Annotated in this window: 15 protein-coding genes; 5 read left to right on the forward strand and 10 right to left on the reverse strand. The window is 71.4% G+C overall.

What is annotated here, in order from left to right; translation table 11 throughout:
• Positions 1 to 2: 2 nt before the first annotated feature.
• The 6 genes from L1785_RS00805 to L1785_RS00830 form a co-directional block, all read right to left on the reverse strand.
• Complete coding sequence (locus tag L1785_RS00805) at positions 3 to 920, reverse strand: carbohydrate ABC transporter permease (protein ID WP_236087213.1); 918 nt, start codon at positions 918 to 920, stop codon at positions 3 to 5.
• Positions 917 to 1,873: a carbohydrate ABC transporter permease gene (locus L1785_RS00810; RefSeq protein ID WP_236087215.1), complete on the reverse strand. Its 957-nt coding sequence runs from the start codon at positions 1,871 to 1,873 to the stop codon at positions 917 to 919. The genes L1785_RS00805 and L1785_RS00810 overlap by 4 nt, the downstream gene beginning before the upstream one ends.
• Before the next feature lie 66 nt (positions 1,874 to 1,939).
• Positions 1,940 to 3,262, reverse strand: coding sequence for an ABC transporter substrate-binding protein (locus L1785_RS00815; protein WP_236087216.1), 1,323 nt, complete (start codon positions 3,260 to 3,262; stop codon positions 1,940 to 1,942).
• Positions 3,263 to 3,505: 243 nt separating this feature from the next.
• Positions 3,506 to 5,860, reverse strand: a complete 2,355-nt coding sequence (locus L1785_RS00820) for a rhamnogalacturonan lyase (protein ID WP_236087217.1) — start codon at positions 5,858 to 5,860, stop codon at positions 3,506 to 3,508.
• Positions 5,861 to 6,075: 215 nt separating this feature from the next.
• On the reverse strand, positions 6,076 to 7,515 hold the full coding sequence (locus L1785_RS00825; protein ID WP_236087218.1) for a mannitol dehydrogenase family protein: 1,440 nt from the start codon (positions 7,513 to 7,515) through the stop codon (positions 6,076 to 6,078).
• The gene (locus L1785_RS00830; protein WP_236087219.1) at positions 7,515 to 8,510 is read right to left on the reverse strand and encodes a LacI family DNA-binding transcriptional regulator; all 996 of its coding nucleotides are present in this window, start codon (positions 8,508 to 8,510) and stop codon (positions 7,515 to 7,517) included. The genes L1785_RS00825 and L1785_RS00830 overlap by 1 nt, the downstream gene beginning before the upstream one ends.
• A 180-nt stretch (positions 8,511 to 8,690) precedes the next feature.
• Here L1785_RS00830 and uxaC point away from each other — a divergent pair, with 180 nt between their 5' ends.
• The 5 genes from uxaC to L1785_RS00855 all read left to right on the forward strand — a co-directional run bounded on the left by uxaC (position 8,691) and on the right by L1785_RS00855 (position 14,107).
• Positions 8,691 to 10,127, forward strand: a complete 1,437-nt coding sequence (uxaC, locus tag L1785_RS00835) for a glucuronate isomerase (RefSeq protein ID WP_236087220.1) — start codon at positions 8,691 to 8,693, stop codon at positions 10,125 to 10,127.
• 11 nt (positions 10,128 to 10,138) lie between these two features.
• Positions 10,139 to 11,380 (forward strand): D-mannonate dehydratase ManD, encoded by a 1,242-nt coding sequence (manD, locus tag L1785_RS00840; protein WP_236087221.1) that lies wholly within the window; start codon positions 10,139 to 10,141, stop codon positions 11,378 to 11,380.
• A gap of 14 nt (positions 11,381 to 11,394) precedes the next feature.
• The gene (locus L1785_RS00845) at positions 11,395 to 13,407 is read left to right on the forward strand and encodes an alpha-glucuronidase (RefSeq protein WP_236087222.1); all 2,013 of its coding nucleotides are present in this window, start codon (positions 11,395 to 11,397) and stop codon (positions 13,405 to 13,407) included.
• A 99-nt stretch (positions 13,408 to 13,506) separates the two neighbouring features.
• Positions 13,507 to 13,692 carry a CopG family transcriptional regulator gene (locus tag L1785_RS00850; RefSeq protein ID WP_236087223.1) on the forward strand — a complete coding sequence of 62 codons (186 nt, stop codon included), beginning with the start codon at positions 13,507 to 13,509 and terminating at the stop codon, positions 13,690 to 13,692.
• A 7-nt stretch (positions 13,693 to 13,699) separates the two neighbouring features.
• Positions 13,700 to 14,107 carry a type II toxin-antitoxin system death-on-curing family toxin gene (locus L1785_RS00855; RefSeq protein WP_236087224.1) on the forward strand — a complete coding sequence of 136 codons (408 nt, stop codon included), beginning with the start codon at positions 13,700 to 13,702 and terminating at the stop codon, positions 14,105 to 14,107.
• A 7-nt stretch (positions 14,108 to 14,114) separates the two neighbouring features.
• Here L1785_RS00855 and L1785_RS00860 read toward each other — a convergent pair whose 3' ends face one another.
• From L1785_RS00860 to L1785_RS00875, 4 genes are all read right to left on the reverse strand, one after another.
• A complete protein-coding gene (locus L1785_RS00860; protein WP_236087225.1) occupies positions 14,115 to 16,124 on the reverse strand; it encodes a beta-galactosidase in 2,010 nt (669 codons plus the stop codon).
• 28 nt (positions 16,125 to 16,152) lie between these two features.
• The gene (locus tag L1785_RS00865) at positions 16,153 to 16,869 is read right to left on the reverse strand and encodes a DUF624 domain-containing protein (RefSeq protein WP_236087226.1); all 717 of its coding nucleotides are present in this window, start codon (positions 16,867 to 16,869) and stop codon (positions 16,153 to 16,155) included.
• The gene (locus L1785_RS00870) at positions 16,866 to 18,404 is read right to left on the reverse strand and encodes a GH39 family glycosyl hydrolase (protein WP_236087227.1); all 1,539 of its coding nucleotides are present in this window, start codon (positions 18,402 to 18,404) and stop codon (positions 16,866 to 16,868) included. Before L1785_RS00870 ends, L1785_RS00865 begins: the two co-directional genes overlap by 4 nt.
• Positions 18,405 to 18,515: 111 nt before the next feature.
• Positions 18,516 to 20,183, reverse strand: coding sequence for an ABC transporter substrate-binding protein (locus L1785_RS00875; protein WP_236087228.1), 1,668 nt, complete (start codon positions 20,181 to 20,183; stop codon positions 18,516 to 18,518).
• Between the last annotated feature and the right edge of the window lie 39 nt (positions 20,184 to 20,222).

The raw sequence follows: 20,222 nt of genomic DNA on the forward strand, positions 1-20,222 counted from the left end.
GCTCAGCCCTTCAGGCCCTGGGTCGCGACGCCGTCGATGATGTAGCGCTGGAAGATCACGAAGAAGATCAGCACGGGGAGCAGCGCGAGGACCGCCATGGCCATCTGGGCGCCGTAGTCCGAGACGGACGTCTGGTCCACGTACTGGCGCAGCGCGATCGGCAGGGTGTACAGCTCCGGCCGGCCCAGGTAGAGCAGCGGGCCGAGGAAGTCGTTCCACGTCCAGATGAACGTGAAGATCGAGCTCGTCACGAGGGCCGGCCGCATGAGCGGCAGGATGACCGACGTGAAGGTCCGCACGTGCCCGCAGCCGTCGATGCGCGCCGCCTCGTCGAGCTCGCGGGGGATGCCGCGGATGAACTGGACCATGAGGAACACGAAGAAGGCGTCGGCGGCGAGGAACTTGCCGGCCAGGAGCGGCACGTAGGTGTTCACCAGGCCGAGCTGGTTGAACAGGATGTACTGCGGGATGATCACGACGTGGAACGGCAGCAGGAGCGTGCCGATCATGATCGCGAACAGGGCCCCGCGCCCGGGGAACCGGACCCGGGCGAACGCGTAGGCGGACACGGACGCGGACAGCACCACGCCGAGCACCGACAGCACCGCGAGCAGCACCGAGTTCCAGAAGAACGACATGAACGGCACCCCGCCGATCCCGCTGAACGCCTTGACGAAGTTGTCGATCGTCCAGGCGTCGGGCAGCAGCGACGTGTTGCCGACGATGTCGTGCGACGGCTTGAACGCGGACATGAGCATCCAGGCGGCCGGGTAGAGGATCACCACGGACGCTGCGACCGCCGCGACGTGGAAGACCAGCTCCTTGACGCGCCGGCGGGTCGCGGCCGCGCTGCGGCGGCGGTCCGCCTCGCCGTCGGCCGGCGGACGGCTGGTGGCGACCGACTCGGTGACTGTGGTCATCGTTCGTCTCCCGTGTAGTGCACCCAGGTCCGCGACGTGCGGAACAGCACCGCCGTGATGATGCCGACCACGGCGACGAGCACCCAGGCCATGGCCGAGGCGTAGCCCATGCGGAAGTCCTGGAAACCGCGGATGTAGAGGTACAGCGTGTAGAACAGCGTCGAGCCCGCGGGCCCGCCGGAGCCGCCCGAGATGATGAAGGCCGAGCTGAACACCTGGAAGGCGTGGATGGTCTCCATCAGCAGGTTGAAGAACAGCACCGGCGACAGCATCGGCATCGTGATGTTCCAGAACCGGCGGACCGGACCGGCGCCGTCGACCTCGGCGGCCTCGTAGAGCTCGGCCGGGATCTGCTTGAGGCCGGCGAGGAAGATGACCGTCGGGGCGCCGAAGCCCCACACGGCCAGCAGGATCATCATCGGCATGGTCATGTCGGGGTTACCGACCCAGCCGCCGGCGGGGAAGCCGACGAGCTGCTGGATCTGGTCGACGATGCCGTCGTCGATGAACATCGCCTTCCACACGATCGCGATCGACACGCTCGCGCCGATGAGCGACGGCATGTAGAAGATCGACCGGTAGACGCCCTGGCCCCGGAAGCGCAGGTTCAGCAGCAGCGCGGCGCCGAGCGCAGCCGCGAGCTTGACCGGCGTGCCGAGGAAGACGTAGACCGCGGTGACCTGCGCGGACTGGAGGAACCGCGGGTCCTCGAAGAGGCGCTGGAAGTTCTCCAGGCCCACGAACTGCGGGTCGCGGAACAGGTTGTAGTCGGTGAACGCGAGGTACAGCGAGGCGAGCATGGGGAACGCGGTCAGGGCCGCGAACCCGATGAGCCAGGGCGAGACGAACGCGTAGCCGGCGCGGACGTCCCCGGCGCGATAGCGCTTGACGTCCCGGGTGGGGACGAACGAGGTGGGCGGGGCGCCGTCGGGCACCGCACGGGTGACAGTCATAGGGACCTCCGGGGCTGGCGGCCCCGCGCGAGCGCGGGGCCGCCGGATCACGTCAGGACGGCTGGGTCACGGCTGCGGGATGTTGTCCGTCGCGAAGGTGAACCACTGCTCCGCGAACTCGGCCTCGGTCACGTTCTCGTAGGCGAGCTCCTCGGCGAGGCGCTTGTACTCGGCCTCGATCGCGCCGAACCCCTCGACAGGCAGGGGAGCGGATTCGGTGACCAGGTCGGCCACGGACTCCTCGTACGCGATGACCTCCTCGTCGATGGAGCCGGCCTCGACGTTCATCGCGTCACGCTGGGCCGCCGTGGCGGGCACACCCTTCGAGGTGCCGAAGATCTCGCCCACCGCAGGCTCGTTGATGAGGAAGTCGATGAGCGCCGCGGCAGCCGCGGGCTCCTCGGTGCTCGCCGAGGCCGACAGCAGCATCGAGGGCTTCCAGAACTGCTTGGAGCCGTCGTCGCCCGCCGGGATCGGGAGCATCTCGATGTTCTCGGTGCCCGAGTCGGCGACGTAGCCCGCGAGGAAGTTGTCCCAGGTGATCTCGGAGGCCGACTCGTTCACGGTGAAGCCGCCGAGCGGGGCGATCTGGAGCGCCTTCTCCACCGGGAAGTACTGCTTGTCGGCCCGGGCGTCCGTGCCGCGCTCGAGCCAGGCGACCATGTCGTCCTCGGTGAACCCGAGCTGGCCGTCCTCCGTGAAGGGCGTCTTGCCCTGCTGGATCAGGTTCTGCAGGAAGAACCAGAAGGTGCCGGTGTAGTCGCCGGAGCCGTAGAGGACGGGGTCCTTGCCTGCGCCGGCGGTCGAGACCTCCTCGATGAAGTCGTCGTACTCGTCCCAGGTGTAACCCTCGGCGGGCGCCTCGACGCCGAGGCTGTCGAGCAGGTCGCCGTTGTAGAACAGGGCGAGCGTGTTCGTGCTGGTCGGCACGCCGTACTGCGCCCCCTCGATCGCGCCCGACGCGAGCAGCGACTCGTCCAGGCCCGACACGTCGAGGTTCACGCCCTCCTGGCCGGACAGGTCGAGGAGCTGGCCGTTGTTCGCGTACTGGCGCAGGTACGACAGGTCCATCTGGATGACGTCCGGCAGCGACTGCCCGGCGGCCTCGGTGTTGCGGGCCGTCCAGTAGTCGTCCCAGGCCTGGAACTTGGTCTGGACCGTGATGTTCGGGTACTTCTCCTCGAACAGGCCCACCGCCTCCTCGTACCGGGCGGCGCGATCGTCGTTCCCCCACCACGCCATCGTGAGCGTGATGTCCCGGTCGGTCGGCACGGGCTCGGGCTCGGACCCGCCGCCGCCCGTCGTCCCACCGCCCGAGCATGCGGCCAGGGTCAGCGCGGCCACCGCTGCCGCACCCGCTCCGCCGATCGTCCTGCGCGCGATCCTCATGTGAGCCTCCTTGCTCGACCGGCGTCCACCTCGACGCCTGCTGCGGTTCCTCGCGTCGCCGGCACGGCTGCTAGCGACTGAAACGATAAAACACGCAAAAGGACGCGCTGTCCAGCCTCGCGGGAAAGCGGATTCCATAACGATCTCGTCTACGCCGTCCGTGGGCCCGCCCCCAGCCCGGCCCTGTCTCGGCAACGCCCGGTCCGCCCGGGCATCGCCGAGACAGCGCCTCGGTGGAACGAGCTAGTCCGCCGGCGCCTCAACGATGCGCAAGGAAGGCGGCGGAGGCGTCGCCATGCCGTCACCGAGGAAGAAGCTCGGGTGCGGCGGCTGGTTGTAGGCGACGTTCTGCCAGGCCACCGCGACGCGGTACTGGGAGTCGTGCATGAGGGTGCGCAGCCGGTACGACGTGACGTCCGTCGTGGTGAAGACGCGCAGCGCGGTCGAGGAGTCCGTGCGGAAGACGAGCTCCTCGCGCCAGTCGCCGAACAGGTCGGCCTGCAGGCCGGGCGTGCCCTTGGTGGTGTTGTTGGACAGGGTGCCGGTGAACGACCGCAGTGTGGACGTGCTCGACGACGAGTAGTTCCACTTGCCCACCCAGGGCACGCCGGTGCTGGTGGACGAGCTGTACGCGTGGTCGGTGATCTCGCGCACGAGGTCACCGTCCCACCAGGTCACGAAGTTCGCCGCCGGGATGCTCGTCGTGATCTGCGCACCGGTCGCCTGGTTGACGCCCTTCCCGCCCGCGCCGGTGTTCCACCCTTCCGCGCCGGCGTACCGCGGGTCGATGTCGCCCACGGTGCCACGCCCCGTGTCGGCCGTCGCGCTCGTCGACCAGAGCACGGCGCCCGTGCGCGCGTCGCGGAACGTCGAGCCCCGGTTGCCGCTGGCCGACATGCTCTCGTGCACCGCGAACACCTCGAGCCCAGCCCGGTTGGGGTTGAGGTCGCCCACGTGCAGGGCGTCGCCGTGGCCCAGGCCCGTCGTGTAGAGCGGCGCCCCGGTGTCGTCGATCGTCATGGAGCCGAAGACGATCTCGTCGCGGGTGTCGCCGTCGACGTCGGCCACGCTGAGCTGGTGGTTGCCCTGGCCCGCGTACTGGCTGCCCGAGACGTTGGAGTCGAAGACCCAGCGCTGCGTGAGGTCCTGACCGTTGAAGTCGAACGCCGCGACGACGGTCCGCGTGTAGTAGCCGCGGGAGAAGATCGCGCTCGGGTGCTGCCCGTCCAGGTACGCGACGCCGGCGAGGAACCGGTCGACGCGGTTGCCGTACGAGTCGCCCCAGCTGCTCACCGTGCCCCGGGCCGGGACGTAGTTGATCGTGTCCACCGCGGCGCCCGTGCGGCCGTCGAAGACCGTGAGGAACTCCGGGCCGGACAGGACGTAGCCGGAGCTGTTCCGGTAGTCGGCGGACGCGCTGCCGATGACCTGGCCGGTGCCCGACACCGTGCCGTCCGCGGTCTTGACCAGGAGCTCGGCGTACCCGTCGGAGTTCAGGTCGAAGACGACCATCTGCGTGTAGTGCGCCCCCGACCGGATGTTGCGGCCCAGGTCGATGCGCCACATCCGGGTCCCGCTCAGCTCGTAGGCATCGATGATCGTGTTGCCGGTGTAGCCGGACTGGCTGTTGTCCTTGGCGTTGGAGGGCTGCCACTTCACGAGGTACTCGTACTGGCCGTCGCCGTCGAGGTCACCCACGCTCAGGTCGTTGGCGTGGTACGTGTAGGCGACCCCGTCCGGCGTCGTGCCGCCGGCCGGCTTCTGCAGCGGGATGTCGCGCGAGCTCGTGGCCCACGGGGTGAAGGCCGCGGTCGCCCAGCTCTCGACCCCGTTCACCACCTGGGCGATCCGGTACGACGACGAGGCGCTGCCGCCCGTGTCGAGGTAGTTCGTGCTGCCCGTGACCGTGGCTACCGACGTGGAGCCGCGATAGACCTTGAACGAGACGCCCGACGGGTCGGTGCCGAGCATCCGCCAGCCCACGTACACGCCGCCGCCGACGGGGACCGCGACCGGGGAACGGTCCAGGTCCTCGGCGTCGCGGCCGGCACCGTCACGCGTGATCTCCACCGCGTTGAGGATGTTGTTGGCGCCGCCCACCAGGACGTCCACGCGCCCGTCGGCGATGGTCAGGTCCTCGTAGGTGGTGGTGCTGACGTTCCCGTCGCGCGCGGTGACCCGGCGGGACGCCTGCGACTCCACCGTGAACGTCGAGTCCGCCACGCCGGTCTCCGCGACGGTGAGCGTCACGTCGTAGGTGCCGTTTGGCACGTTCACCCGGAGGTACCAGTCCTCGCCGTAGCCGATCCAGTCCCGCCCGACGCCGAGGGGCGTGCCGCGGTCGCGCGTGATCTGGCCCGTGCTCGTGATGCCGTAGCCCGTGCTGCTCGAGTACACCGTTGACAGGTTCACGCCGGTCCAGCCCGGCTCGACCGGGTCGGCCGCGCCGCCCAGGTCGAAGCGATAGATGCCGGTGGCGTCGCCGGGCACCGCTGACGCGGTGGTGGCCGTGGTCGCCGTCAGGGCGACGGCCCCGAGAGGTGCCGCCAGGGCTGCGGCGGCCACGAGCGCGGCCGTCCTCGTACGTCGGTTCTGCATCGCACAGCTCCTCGTCGTCGTCGACAGAGATATGAAACGTTTCATCGCCCAGGCGGGGGGGCAAGCGTTTTCCGTGGTGCGGACCGAGGCTGGCAGTGCGTATCGATACGGGTCAAGAGCGAGTACGGCAGGTGAAGCGATTCGGGTCGGCGCGTGGGCGGCGACACGCAGCGGCGGGCGGCGGTGCGCGCGGCACCGCGCCCGCCGACCGCGAGTCAGCCCAGGACCGTCTCCCCGATCGCGTCCGCGGCGCCGTCCGCCAGCAGCCCCGGCAGCCGCAGCAGCCGCTGCACGACGACGGACCGGTCACCTCCCGGCACCGCGAGGACGGTCTCCCGGAGCTCGGCCGCGCGCGGGTCGTCGACGACCTCACCGGCGAGGACGCGCTGCCGCACGAACTCCGCCCACGCCGCCAGGGCGGCCGCGACCCCACGAGGCACGCGCCCGGCCGCGAGCGCGTCGCCCAGCACGCCGCCCCAGCGGAACGGGATCTTCTGCGTGCCGTCCATCGCGACCTGCAGCGTCGTGTGCCCCGTGTGCGGGTTGGCGAACCGGCGCAGGATCTCCTCGCCGTACTCGCGCAGGTCGGTGCCGTCGGGCGCGGTCAGCGTCGGCAGGGCGTCCTCGAACAGGTACTCGCGCGCCTGGGCGGCGATGGCCGGGTCCGCCATCGCCTCGGCGATCGTCGCGTGCCCCGCGAGCGCACCCGCGTAGGCGACGAGGGAGTGCGTCCCGTTGAGCAGCCGGAGCTTGGCCTGCTCGTACGGCGCGACGTCGCTCGTGAACGTCGCCCCCGCCAGCTCCCAGGCAGGCCGGGGCCCGGCGAACCGGTCCTCGATCACCCACTGCGTGAAGGGCTCGCCCACCACGAGCCCCTCGTCGCGCACGCCGAGCGCGCGCTCGACGGCGTCGCGCTGCGCCGGCGTGGTCGCCGGGACGATCCGGTCCACCATCGAGCACGGGAACGTCACGGCCTCGTCGAGGTAGGCGCGCAGGGCGTCGCCCGCCGCGCCGGGCAGCGCGGCGTCGACGGCCTCGCGCACGAGGCGCTCCAGCACGTGCCCGTTGTCGACCAGGTTGTCGCAGCTCAGCACGGTGATGCCGCCCGACGCCACCCGCCGGCGGGCCGCCAGCCCACGCACGAGCAGCCCGATCGCCGAGCGCGCCGGCACCACGGCGCCGGCGGCCCCGGCCGCCTCCTCGGCGGCGAGCACGTCGAGGTCCGCGCGGACCCGTTCGACGTCGAGCCCGCCGTCGGGCCGCCGGGCGTAGCCCTTCTCGGTGATGGTCAGCGTGACGACGCGCGTCGTCCGCGCCGCGAGCGCCGCGAGCACACGCCCGGACTCGTCCGCCGGGTAGGCGACGTCGACGACGGCGCCGACCAGGTCGAGCGAGGTGCCGTCGCGCCCGGCGGTCAGCACCGAGTACACCCCGCCCTGCGGCCGGAGCTGGTCGCGCACGCCGGCCGACCGCTGCGTCACGCCCAGGATCCCCCAGCGGAGGTCCCCGCTGCGGGCCATGGCGCGATCGGTGTAGACGGCCTGGTGGGCGCGGTGGAACGCCCCGATGCCGAGGTGGACCACCCCCACCTCGACGGGGTCGACGGGCGCGGCGACGCCCTCGGGGACGGTGGACCGGTGCAGGCGGTCAGTCATCACGGCTTCCTTGTCGTGGACGGGACACCGGTCGAGCCGCGGATCACGAGCTCGACCGGGAGAGGTGTGGCGTCGGGCTCCGCGTCCGACCCGCGCAGGCGTGCGAGCAGGAGGTCGACGGCGCGGCGCCCGAGCCCGCCGAGCGGGGAGTGCACCGTGGTGAGGGCGGGTGAGACGAGGGTGGCGACCGCGACGTCGTCGCACCCCACCACGGACAGGTCCTGCGGCACGCGGACGCCGCGGGCGCGCAGGCGGTCGAGGATGCCGAGGGCCATGAGGTCGTTGAACGCGAACACGGCGGTGGCGCCACTGGCGACGGCGTGGTCCGCGGCGGCAAAGCCGCCCGCGAAGTGGGGCCGGAAGCTGCCGAGGTCGACGAGCTCGACGTCGCCGAGCCGCTCGGCTGCGGCGCGCAGGCCCGCGAGGCGCCGGTTGCCGGACCACGAGCTCGCCGGGCCTGCGGCGAAGGCCACGCGCCGGTGCCCGAGGGCGCGCAGGTGACCGAGGACCTGGTTGACGCCGTCCTCGTCGTCGAGCGTGATCGACGGCAGGCCCGCGAGCTCGCGGTTGGCGAGGACCGCGGTGGTGCCGTCGAGCGCGGCGCGCAGCACGGCGTCGTCGGACCGCGGGGAGGCGAGGACGAGACCGTCGACCCGGGCGGCGAGGCCCGCGATCAGCTCCGGCTCGGCCGACGCGTCCTCGTCGGAGTCGGCCACGAAGACCGCGTAGCCCTCGGCGCGGGCGCGCGCCTGGACGCCCTTCGTGACGGAGGCGAAGTACGGGTTCTCGAGGTCGGGGACGATGAGCCCGACCGCGTGGGTGCGGCCGAGCCGCAGCCCGCGCGCGACCGGGTTGGGCCGGTAGCCCAGCCTCTCGGCGGCCTCGACCACCCGGCGCCGCGTCGCGTCCGACACCTGGTCCGGGGCCACGAGCGCACGCGACACGGTGGACACCGACACGCCGGCCGCCTTCGCAACGTCGCGCGCGTTCGCCACAGCCGCTCCCTCGTCGTCCCCGCCGTCCGCCCTGTACCGCCGGACGGGTGCTGCTAGTCTGCAAACGATTGCACTCCTCGTCAAGACTGAGGCTTGCGCGAGGCCGTGAGCAAGAGGCAGCATGGCCGCAATCGTTACCGGCCGGTGACGAGCCCAGCCTGCTTCAAGGAGGAAGCGGACGTGCCCGACGACACCGCCTGGACCCTGCACCCCGACCGGGCCCTGCCCGCCGACCCCACGCTGCGGCCGATCGCCCACGAGATCTTCGCGGCCGCGCGCGACCTGCCGATCGTGTCGATGCACGGCCACATCGATGTCGCAGCGCTCGCCGCCGATTCCCCGTTCCCGGACCCGGCCCAGCTCCTCGTCGTCCCGGACCACTACCTGACGCGGATGCTCGTGTCGCAGGGCGCGACGCTCCCGGAGCTCGGGGTCGGTCCGGACTCCCCGGACAAGGAGACGGACCCGCGGGCGATCTGGCGCAGGTTCTGCGCCGGCTGGAAGCACTTCCGCGGCACGCCCACGCGGTACTGGCTCGAGCACGAGCTCGTGGAGATCTTCGGCGTCACGCGCCGGCCGTCCGCCGAGACCGCCGACCTGATCTACGACGAGGTCGCGGAGCGCCTCGCCGACCCCGCCTTCCGCCCGCGCGCCCTCCTCGACCGGTTCGGCATCGAGGTCATCGCCACGACCGACCCGGCATGGAGCGACCTGTCGGCGCACGCCAAGCTCGCGATCGAGGTCACCGGCCCCGGCGGCGCGCCGCGCGTGCTCCCGACGTTCCGCCCCGACCCGCTCCTGCACCTGGACCGGCCCCGTTGGCGCGAGGACGTCTCGCGGCTCGCCGCGGCGTCGGGCCTCGACGTGACCGACTACGCGACGTACCTCGAGGCGCTCCGCGAGCGCCGCGCGGCCTTCCGGGCCGCGGGCGCCCTCGCCACGGACCACGGCCACCTCCTCGCCGACACCACCCCGCTGCCCGACGACGTTGCACGCGCCCTGGTCGGCAAGGCTCTGGCCGGCGAGGCGGTCACCGCGGCGGAGGCCACAGCGTTCAGCGCGCACATGCTGTTCCAGATGGCGGCCATGTCCGCGCAGGACGGGCTCGTGATGCAGCTCCACCCGGGCGTGCTGCGCGACCACGACGGGGCGGTGGCGGAGCGGTTCGGGCCGGACAAGGGCTACGACATCCCCGTCGTCACCGAGTACGCCCAGGCTCTGCGGCCTGTGCTGGAGGCCTTCGGCCACCACGAGGTCTTCCGGATGATCGCGTTCACGGTGGACGAGGACGCGTTCAGCCGCGAGCTGGCCCCGCTCGCCGGGGTGTACCCGGCGCTGCGGCTCGGGGCCCCATGGTGGTTCCTCGACGCGCCCGACGCCATGCGCCGCTTCCGCGAGGCCGTCACGGAGACTGCCGGGTTCTCCAACATGTCGGGCTTCGTCGACGACACGCGCGCGTTCTGCTCGATCCCGGCCCGCCACGACCTGGCCCGCCGGGTCGACGCCGGATACCTCGCCCGGCTCGTCGCCGAGCACCGGCTCGACCTCGACGAGGCCGTCGAGACCGCCGCCGACCTGGCCTACCACCTGCCGAAGGCCGCGTACGCGAGCCGCTGAGGAGCACCACCATGAGGATCGAGTCCGCCGAGGTCATCGTCACGAGCCCCGGCCGCAACTTCGTCACGCTGAAGCTCACGACGTCGGACGGCATCACCGGCCTCGGCGACGCGACCGTCAACGGCCGCGAGCTCGCCGTCGCGAGCTACCTGACCGAGCATGTGGTCCCGCTGCTCCTCGGGCGCGACGCCGCGAACATCGAGGACACGTGGCAGTACCTGTACCGGGGCGCGTACTGGCGCCGCGGCCCGGTCACGATGGCGGCGATCGCGGCAGTCGACGTGGCGTTGTGGGACATCAAGGCGAAGGCCGCCGGGATGCCGCTCTACCAGCTCCTCGGCGGGGCCTCGCGGCGCGGGGCGCTCGCCTACGGCCACGCGTCCGGCTCCACCGTGGAGGCCCTGTTCGACTCGATCCGGAACCACCTCGACCTGGGCTTCCGCGCGATCCGCGTGCAGACCGGGGTGCCAGGCCTCGGCCAGGTGTACGGCGTCGCGACGGACCAGCGGCCGGGCGAGCGCTACGACTACGAGCCCGCCAGGCGGAGCGTCGCGGACGGCCGCTCCCTGCCGGTCGAGGAGACGTGGGACACCGCGGCCTACCTGCGGCACATCCCCACGGTGTTCGAGGCGGTCCGGAACGAGTTCGGGCCCGACCTGCCGCTCCTGCACGACGGCCATCACCGCATGACCCCGATCGAGGCCGCGCGCCTCGCCAAGGACCTCGAGCCGTACCGCCTGTTCTGGCTGGAGGACGCCACGCCGGGCGAGGACCAGACCGCGCTGCGCCTGATCCGCCGGCACTCGACGACGCCGCTCGCGATCGGCGAGGTCTTCAACACGGCGTTCGACTACCAGACGCTGATCACCGAGCGCCTCATCGACTACGTGCGCTCCGCCGTCCCGCACACCGGCGGCATCACGCACCTCAAGCGGCTCGTCGAGTTCGCCGGGCTGTACGGCGTCCGGACCGGATTCCACGGCCCGACGGACGTCTCGCCCGTCGGCATGGCGGCCGCGCTGCACCTGGACATCGCGGTGCACAACTTCGGGATCCAGGAGTACATGCAGCACAGCGCCACCACGCTGGAGGTGTTCCGGACGTCGTACACGTTCGCCGACGGCCTCCTGCACCCGGGCGACAACCCCGGGCTGGGGGTGGACCTCGACGAGGAGGCTGCGGCACGCTTCGAGTACATCCCCGCGTACCTTCCCGTGAACCGCAGGCTCGACGGGACGGTCCACGACTGGTGAAGGAGACCAACCCTGTGCCTTCTCCCCGGACGACCGCCGTCCATCCTGCGTGGCTGCCGCCCGGCGCCTTCGCGGCGCTCGGCGGCCGGCGGGTCGTCGTCGCCGGCGACGGCGCGCTCACCAGCACCGTGGCGGCCGAGGTCGCCGCTGCCACGGCCGCTCACGGCGGCTCGTGGGCCCGCCTGGAGGTCGGTGCGGGCACCGCGGACGCGGACCTGGTCCTGACCCTGGCGGAGGACGATCCCTCGAACGACGCCGACGAGGGGTTCCGGTTCATGCGCGACGGGGGCTCCGCCGTCGTGCAGGCGCCGACCGAGCGCGGGCTGCTGTACGGGTTCTTCCACGTGGTGCGCCTCGGTGAGGACGCCTTCGCGGGCCCCGACACGGACGAGACCCACGCGCCGGCCGCCGAGCTGCGCATGATCGACCACTGGGACAACGTCGACGTCCACCCGACGATGGGGCAGGTCGAGCGCGGCTACTCCGGCGGCTCCCTGTTCTACGCCAGCGGGCGGGTGCGCGACGACCTGTCCCGCCTCGACGCCTACGCGCGGCTGCTCGCCGCCGCCGGGATCAACCGCATCGCGATCAACAACGTCAACGTGCACGCGCGCGAGGCGCGCCTGCTCACCGAGGACCTGGCCGGCGTCGCACGCATCGCCGCCGCGTTCCGGCCGTGGGGCATCCGCGTGCACCTGTCCGTGTCGTTCGCGTCGCCGACCCTGCTGGGCGGCCTGAGCAGCAACGACCCGCTCGACCCCGAGGTCGCCCACTGGTGGGTGCGGGCCGCGGCCCGGGTGTGGGACCTCGTCCCCGACTTCGGCGGTCTCGTCGTCAAGGCCGACTCGGAGGGCCAGCCCGGCCCCTTCGCCTACGGCCGCACGCACGCCGACGGCGCCAACATGCTCGCGCGCGCCGTCGCGCCCTACGGCGGGCTGGTCCACTGGCGGGCGTTCGTCTACGACCACCGGCAGGACTGGAGGGACCGGTCCACCGATCGGGCCCGCGCCGCCTACGACCACTTCGCGCCGCTCGACGGGACCTTCGACGAGAACGTCGTCCTCCAGGTCAAGTACGGGCCGCTCGACTTCCAGGCGCGCGAACCCGTCTCCCCCGTGCTCGCCGCGATGCCGGCGACGCGCCTCGCGCTCGAGCTGCAGGTCACGCAGGAGTACACGGGCCAGCAGCAGCACGCCGTGTACCTCGGCCCGCAGTGGAGCGCGATCCTGCGCTTCCGGCTCGCGGGCGGGCCGGAAGCGGGCGACGACGGGACCGTCGCCGGGCTCGTGGCGGGCTCCGGCGGCTTCGCGGCCGTGTCGAACGCCGGCACCGACGAGCTCTGGACCGGCCACCCGTTCGCGCAGGCGAACCTGTACGCGTACGGGCGGCTCGCCTGGGACCCCTTGCTGGACCCGTCCGCGATCCTCGACGAGTGGGTGGCACTGACGTTCCCCGACGCGCCCGTCGAGCTCGGCGAGGCGCTGCACGCGGTCCTCGACACGTCGTGGGAGACGTACGAGATGTACACGGCTCCGCTCGGCGTCGGGTTCATGGTGCGGCCAGGGCACCACTACGGGCCGGACGTCGACGGCTATGAGTACACGCCGTGGGGCACGTACCACTTCGCCGACCGCGACGGAATCGGCGTCGACCGGACGCAGGCGACCGGGACCGGGTACACCGGGCAGTACCCCGCGCCGTGGTCGGACGTCTACGAGTCGCTCGGGACCTGCCCCGACGAGCTCCTGCTGTTCTTCCACCACGTGCCCTACTCGCACGTGCTGCGCTCCGGGAAGACGGTCATCCAGCACGTGTACGACACGCACTCCGAGGGCGTCGAGCGGGTCGAGGCCATGATCGCCGCGTGGGAGCCGGTCGCCGGCCTCGTGGACCCGGCCGTGGCGGAGCGCGTGGCGGAGCGGCTCGCGGAGCAGCTCCGCTCCGCGATCGAGTGGCGCGACCAGGTCAGGACGTACTTCTTCCGCAAGTCGGGGGTCCCGGACGAGAAGGGCCGGCGGATCTTCTGACGCGGTATCACCGCGATACCGCTCCGGTGATACCTTGATGGTGCACGTCCAGTCGGGCTCCGGTTGGGGAGCCGTTCTAGAGGAGACACCATCGTGGCCATGACACTCCGCCTGACCGAAGAAGAGGACCTCGCCCTCGCCGCGACCGCCGAGCGACTCGGCATCTCGAAGCAGGAGGCCGCACGCCAGGCGATCCGGATGTTCACCGACGAGCGCGCTCGCTTCGAGGACATCGTCACCCGCGCGGTCGACCGCTTCGGTCCCGTACTGGACAAGCTGAAGTAGCGCGCCCATGACGACGCGCTACCTCACCCCGGCCGAGCTGCTCTGGATCGCGGACCAGTTCCTCGACCGGGCCGTCGAGGTCCGCGACGCCGGGCTGCTCGACTCAGCGGTCTCACGCCCCGCCGCCTCCATGATGGGCGTCGAGGCCTATCCGACGCTCGATCTCAAGGCGGCCGCGCTCCTCGACTCCGTCGTGAACAACCACGCGCTGATCGACGGCAACAAACGGCTCGGCCTCATCGCCGTCGCCACGTTCTACGAGCTCAACGACCACTACTTCGACCCGCCGCAGGCCGCTGTGTACGACCTGGTCATGGCCGTCGCCGACGGCTCCGAGCGCGACGTGGCGAAGATCGCGGCCGTTCTGGGGACGTGGCGGACGCCGCAGGAGACGGACGACAACCGCGTGATCTGACGGCTGATCACCGATCCTCGTGGATCAGCAGGACCCCGGTCTGCTCGAGGCGGAGCGTGTCGCCCTGCTCGACCCGACGGCCGGTGAGCAGCTCGGTCCCCGACGCGTGCGCGAGGACCTCCACCGGGCCCGGCGCGTGGTTGAGCAGGAACGAGTACCGCTCACCGTCGCGGACCCGGACGGCGTGCTCGACGTCGTGCAGGTCCGCGTACGGCCCGACGAGCCCGTGCCGGCCGAGCACCTGACGCACCACCGCCCCGACCCCTGCGGCGTCGAGCCCGGTCCCGACGTACCAGGCCTCGCCGCCGTCCGGGCCGTGCGGCCGGTTCCGGGTCACGGCGGGGGTGCCCGCGTAGAAGTCGGCGCCGTAGGTGCCCACCACCTCGGCGCCCTGCGGTACGAGCAGCTCGAAGACGAGCGACGCCTCCGAGACCAGGCCGCCTGGCAGGGTGACCGGGTTGACGACCCCCGGCTCCGCGGAGTCGGTCTCCTCGACGCGGACGCCGAGCACGGGCCCGAGCGGCCCGGGGACATCCATGAGGAAGGCGTTGTCGTCCTCGTCGACGCGACCCGACCAGAAGGTGGTGAGGAGCGAGCCGCCGCGTGCGACCACCTCCTCGAGCCGATCGGCGACGTCCCCCTTGAGCAGGTGGAGCAGCGGGGCCACGACGACGTCGTACCCGTCGAGCGACGCCGTCACCGGCACCACGTCCACGCCCGCCCCGGCCTGCCACAGTGCCGAGTAGTAGGCGAGCACCACCGCCGGGTACTTCACGTGCCGGTTGAGGCCGTCCATCATCTCGGCGGCCCACCACGAGTCCCAGTCGAACAGCAGCGCGACGCGCGCCGGGGTGCGCGCCCCGAGCACGGCCGGCCCCAGGGCGGCCAGCTCGGACCCGAGGGTTGCGACCTCGCGGAACGACCGCGTGTCGGTCCGGCCGGCGTGGTCGAGCACGGCGCCGTGGTACTTCTCGCACGCGCCCTTCGACTGCCGCAGCTGGAAGTACAGGACGGCGTCCGCACCGTGCGCGACCGCCTGCCAGGACCACAGGCGCAGCACCCCGGGGCGCTTGACGGGGTTGACGTCGCGCGAGGCGGTGATTGTGGGCGTCTGCTCCATGACCCAGAACGGCGCGCCGTCCTTGAGGCCGCGCATCAGGTCGTGCGCGAGCGCCATGCGCGCGTGCTCGCGCGGCCCTGGCGGGTAGTTGTCCCACGACGCGAGGTCGAGGTCCGCGGCCCACCGGTGGTAGTCGATCGGCCGGTACATGCCCATGAAGTTCGTCGTCACGGGGACGTCGGACACGCGGCGGATCGCCGCCTTCTCGTCGCGGAAGGCCTCGCGCATCGCCTCCGACATGAACCGCAGGTAGTCGAGCGTGATGCCCTGGAACGCGGTGTGGTCGGGCCCGCGCCAGTGCTCGCTGAGCGCGTTCGGCGGCACGACCTGCTCCCAGTCGGAGAACAGGTGCGACCAGAAGGTCGCGTTCCACGCCTCGTTGAGCCGCTCGATCGTCCCGTACCGCTCGCGCAGCCAGACGCGGAACGCGGCAGCGCACAGGTCGCAGTAGCACGCGCCGCCGTACTCGTTGCCGACGTGCCAGGCGACAAGCCGGGGGGTCCCGGCGTAGCGCTCGGCGATGCGCCCGGCCAGCTCGGCGGAGAGCTTCCGGAACACGGGCGAGCTGGGGCACGCGTTGTGCCGCTGGCCGTAGACGTGCCGCCGGCCCTCGAAGTCTGTCCGGTTCACCTCGGGGTACTCGTGGGCCAGCCAGGGTGGCAGCGCACCGGTCGCCGTCGCCAGGACGATGCTCGCCCCGGCCTCGACGGCACGCTCCACGATCGCGTCGAGCCGCGAGAAGTCGTACGTGTCCTGGTCGGGCTGGAGGTGGGACCACGCGAAGACGCCGAGCGTGACCGTGTCGATCGACGCGAGCCCGAGCGCCGCGTAGTCCTCCTCCCACACCTCGCGGGGCCACTGCTCGGGGTTGTAGTCGCCGCCGTAGAGGATCTTCATGGGACGTTCCTGTCTCGCTCGTGGATGGTCAGTCGGTGGGCTCGGTCGTGAAACGGGCGCGGACGTCGTCGAGCATCCGCCGGTCGTTGCGATACCAGCACCACACCCACAGGCCCCCGAGGATCCCGAGAACGGCGTCGGTCGCGAACCACGCGATCCCGGCGGCCGCGACGACCAACGACATCGTCCCGAGCGAGACCAGGGGGAAGCGGCCCAGGTAATGGAGGGCGAGCCGGGCGACGTCGCGCGTGCGGAAGGCGAAGAACGACACGATCGCGATCGCGTGCAGCGCCCACACGAGCACGAGGACGGCGATCACGACGAGCACGAGGGCGTACGCCGAGCCGACGCCGGCGGCGCCCGCATTCGCCAGCACGTACCCGACGATCCCGAGCACCACGAGCGCCGGCACCCACAACCGCAGCACGTCGGCCCAGTTGAGCCGGTAGCCGCGCCAGAACGACCGGGCGGGCGTGAGATCCGTGGCGTGCTCGCGCGCTCGCGTCGCGTGGAGCGCCGCGGACAGCGCGGGGCCAAGGGGGAACATCGCGAGCGCGACGACCGGGATGTTGCCCCAGGAGCGGTCGAGCAGCAGGAGAAGCAGGAGCGTGGGGGACGACGTGAGCGCGAGGAGCGCCGTCACGACGACGTACCAGTAGACGAGCGCGGTCGCCCGGCCGAGCGGCCCGTGCCCGAAGTCGCCCGGGACGTGGGCCGACGGCGTGGGCGGGGTCACGTCGGTCATCCCCGGTCGCCGCGTCCCAGGATCCGGGCGTCGTCGAGCCACCCGGGCGTCTCGTCCCGCACGGGGTCGATCTCCAGCAGGGTGACCTCGTGCCGGCCGAGCGTGACCACCAGGTCCACCCGCCCGCCGGTCACCGGCAGCGCGGTGTGCGACCGGACGGGCTCGGCAGCCTCGTACAGCATCTCGAGCTGTCGCACGCCGGGGGACGCCGGACGACCCAGGTGCTGCCATGCCGCGAACGCGTTGCCCTCGGTCTCGTTGACGACGCTGCGATGCACCGACGCCGTGAGCGGGGCGTTCCCCGAGCCGGACGCGACGGGAACGCTGAGGCGCAGCTCGTGGCGCTCGGGTTCGTGCGGATCCTCCGAGCCGCCGACGGGCTGCCAGGCCAGGACGGCGACGCGTCCCGTCGCGGCGTCGCGGGTGACGAGGTGGTCGGCGCCGCGGGCGAGCACGTCCGCGGCCATGCGGGCCATGAACGAGTACAGGTGGTACGTCGGCTTCTTGACCTGACGGTGCGTGAGCATGCCGAAACCGCCGTGGAAGAACGCCGTGGGGATGTTCTCCTCCTCGAAGACATCGCAGAACGTCCAGTAGGAGAAGGAGTCGGCATGGTCGCCCCCGCCGGCGAGGACCGGGGCGAGGTAGGCGGCGTTGTACGCCGTGTCGTGCACCGGGTTGTCCGGCCGGTAGGACGTGTTGAACTCGGTGACGTGCAGCGGCAGGTCTTCGAACGGCGTGCCGGCCAGGATCCGCCGCGGCGCCGCGAACTGGTCCAGGAGGCTCTGCGGGCGGCGCAACGCCTGGTAGGTGCCGAACGGCACGTGCTGGGCCGGGCCGCTGGTGTACGCGTGCACGGACAGGAAGTCGACCGGCACGTCCCGCTGGGTGACGAAGTCGGCGAAGGGCTCCCACCAGGCGTCGGCCCCCGGGGAGATCGCGGGGCCGCCGACCTGCAGCGAGGCGTCGACGTCCTTGACGGCCCGGGCCGAGCACTCGTAGAGGCGGAAGTACTCCTTCTGATCCGCGCCCTGCCAGAAGTCCACGAGGTTGGGCTCGTTCCACACCTCGATCGGCCAGGTCCGGACCTCGTCGAGGCCGTACCGGTCGACGAGGTGACGGATCACGGCCTCCACCAGCGCGGCCCACTCGCGGTGGTCGCGCGGCGGGGTGATGTTGCCCTTCCACCAGAAGACGGTCTCGTCGCCCGAGGCGAGACCGGACGGCATGAACCCCAGCTCGAGGAACGGCTTGATCCCGAGCCCGAGATAGGCGTCGACCACCTGGTCGACGTAGGTGAAGGCGTACCTCGTGCCCCGGTGCCCGGCCGCGTCGTACGGACGGTGGACGCCGACGTCGTCCGAGAGCAGACCGTGACCCCGGATGTGCCGGAAGCCGATGTCACGCTGCACGAGCGCCAGCGAGTCCTGGTAGTCCTGGCGCAGCGCGAGGTTGAATCGCCCCGTGCCGACGCAGGTGCGCCACGCGTCCGACAGAGTGGAGACGGGTTCGGACGGGACGGTGATGCGGGTCACTGATCGCGCTCCAGGTCTTGTTCCGGGTCTGGCTCAGGGTTCTTCGGACGGGACGGAGGGGCGGGTGCCGCCGCCGGGCCGCGTGGGCACCGGGACGGCGGCACCCGGCGGTCAGCTGTTCTTGCGCTCGAAGGCGCTGTTGTACGTATCGATGAGCTGCGACGAGCCGAGGCCCTCGATCTCCTGCACGTACGCGTCCCAGTCGTCCAGCGGACGCTGACCGGTCACGAACGCCGCCGTGGCGGCCATGACGGCATCCTTGAGCTGCGTGTCGAGGAGCGACGCCTGCTCGAGCTCCATCTCGTTCAGGCTCGCCGACGGTGCCGGCGTGAGGATCTCCTTCTTCCCGAGCACCGCCTCGGTCCACTCCTTGGTCTCGTCCGACATGACCGACTGCAGCAGCTCCTTCGACGAGCCGTTCGCGAGCAGGAACACACCGTTGCTGTACCCGAAGTCGGCGTTGAGCTTCTTCGGTGCGCCGGGGTTCAGCGCGTTCCAGCCGATGTCCGACTGGAGGGTGCGAACGCCGTCGGCGCCCGCCGTGAAGGTCTCGCCGTCGACGCCCCACTGCGCGAACTCGAGGCCTTCGTCGGAGTAGTACAGCCAGTCGACGAACTGCAGCATGGCCTTGAAGTGCGGGGCCCCGGCCGCGTCGGCGGAGAGCATGATGCCCGACGAGAGCCGGCCCGAGGGCAGCCAGTCCCCGGCCGGACCCCCGGGGAGCACGATCATGCGGAGCGGGACGTCACCCAGGCCGGCGTCGGCGAACTTCGTCCGGTACTCGTTGATCACCTGCGTGTTGCCGGAGATGGCCGCCGAGGCGCCGGAGATGAACTTCTGCACCGCCTGGTCGTCGCTCTGGGTGATCTCCGGGTCCAGGGCGCCGGAGGCGACCATGGCCTGCGCCTGCGTCACCAGCTCCTTGTACCCGTCGGTGGTGCCCGTGAACTCGAACTCCTCCGCGTCGGCGTCGTACCAGGTGTTCGCGTAGCCCCAGCCGCCGCTCGTGCCGTAGTTCGGGGCCATGTACTGCAGCATCGCCCCGAGCGGGGTCTTGTCCGACCATCGGTCGGAGAACGCGTACGAGAGCTCGGGGTTCGCGGCCTTGACCTTCTCGAGGTCCTCGGCAAATTCCTCCCACGTCTCCGGGTCCTCGGTGATGCCGGCCTTCTGGAAGAGGTCGTCGCGGACGACGACCGAGTACTGCACGTCCGGGACCTCGCGCAGACCCGGCAGGATGTAGTACTTTCCGTCCGCCTGACGCAGGTTGTCGAGCTCCTGCTCCAGGCCCCACTGCTCGATCTTGTCCTGGTAGTTCGGCAGGTACTGGAGATAGTCCGACACCGGGAGGATCGCGCCACCCGACACGAACTGCGTCTCCTGGCCGGGGTAGGTGACCGGGATGAGCTCGGACGCGTCGCCGGCTCCGACGAGCAGGGACTTCTTGGCGTCCCAGTCCGCCAAGGGCACGTCGGTGCGGGTGAAGGTGACGTTCCGGTCGTCCTCGAGATGCTGGAAGACCGACCAGTCGTCCTTGACGGGGTAGTTCGGGTGGTCGCGGTACATGAGCGAGAAGTCGACGGGCTCGGTCGCCTTGAACGACGTCCCGACTCCGAAGTCCGCCATCGCGCCGACCGAGTGCTCCTCGTCGATGGTGACGCCGGTCGAGGCGCCCTCGACCTCCTCGCCGCCCGCGCCACTGCTGCAGGCGGTCAGGGTCAGGGTCAGGGAGGCCGCCGCCAGGGTGGTGGCCGCCCGCATCCGGGTGGTGTTCTTCATCCTTCTCCTTCAGTGACGAGCTTCGTCGCTCTCGACGTC

The organism is Antribacter soli, assembly GCF_021568775.1.
Lineage (GTDB): Bacteria > Actinomycetota > Actinomycetes > Actinomycetales > Cellulomonadaceae > Antribacter > Antribacter soli.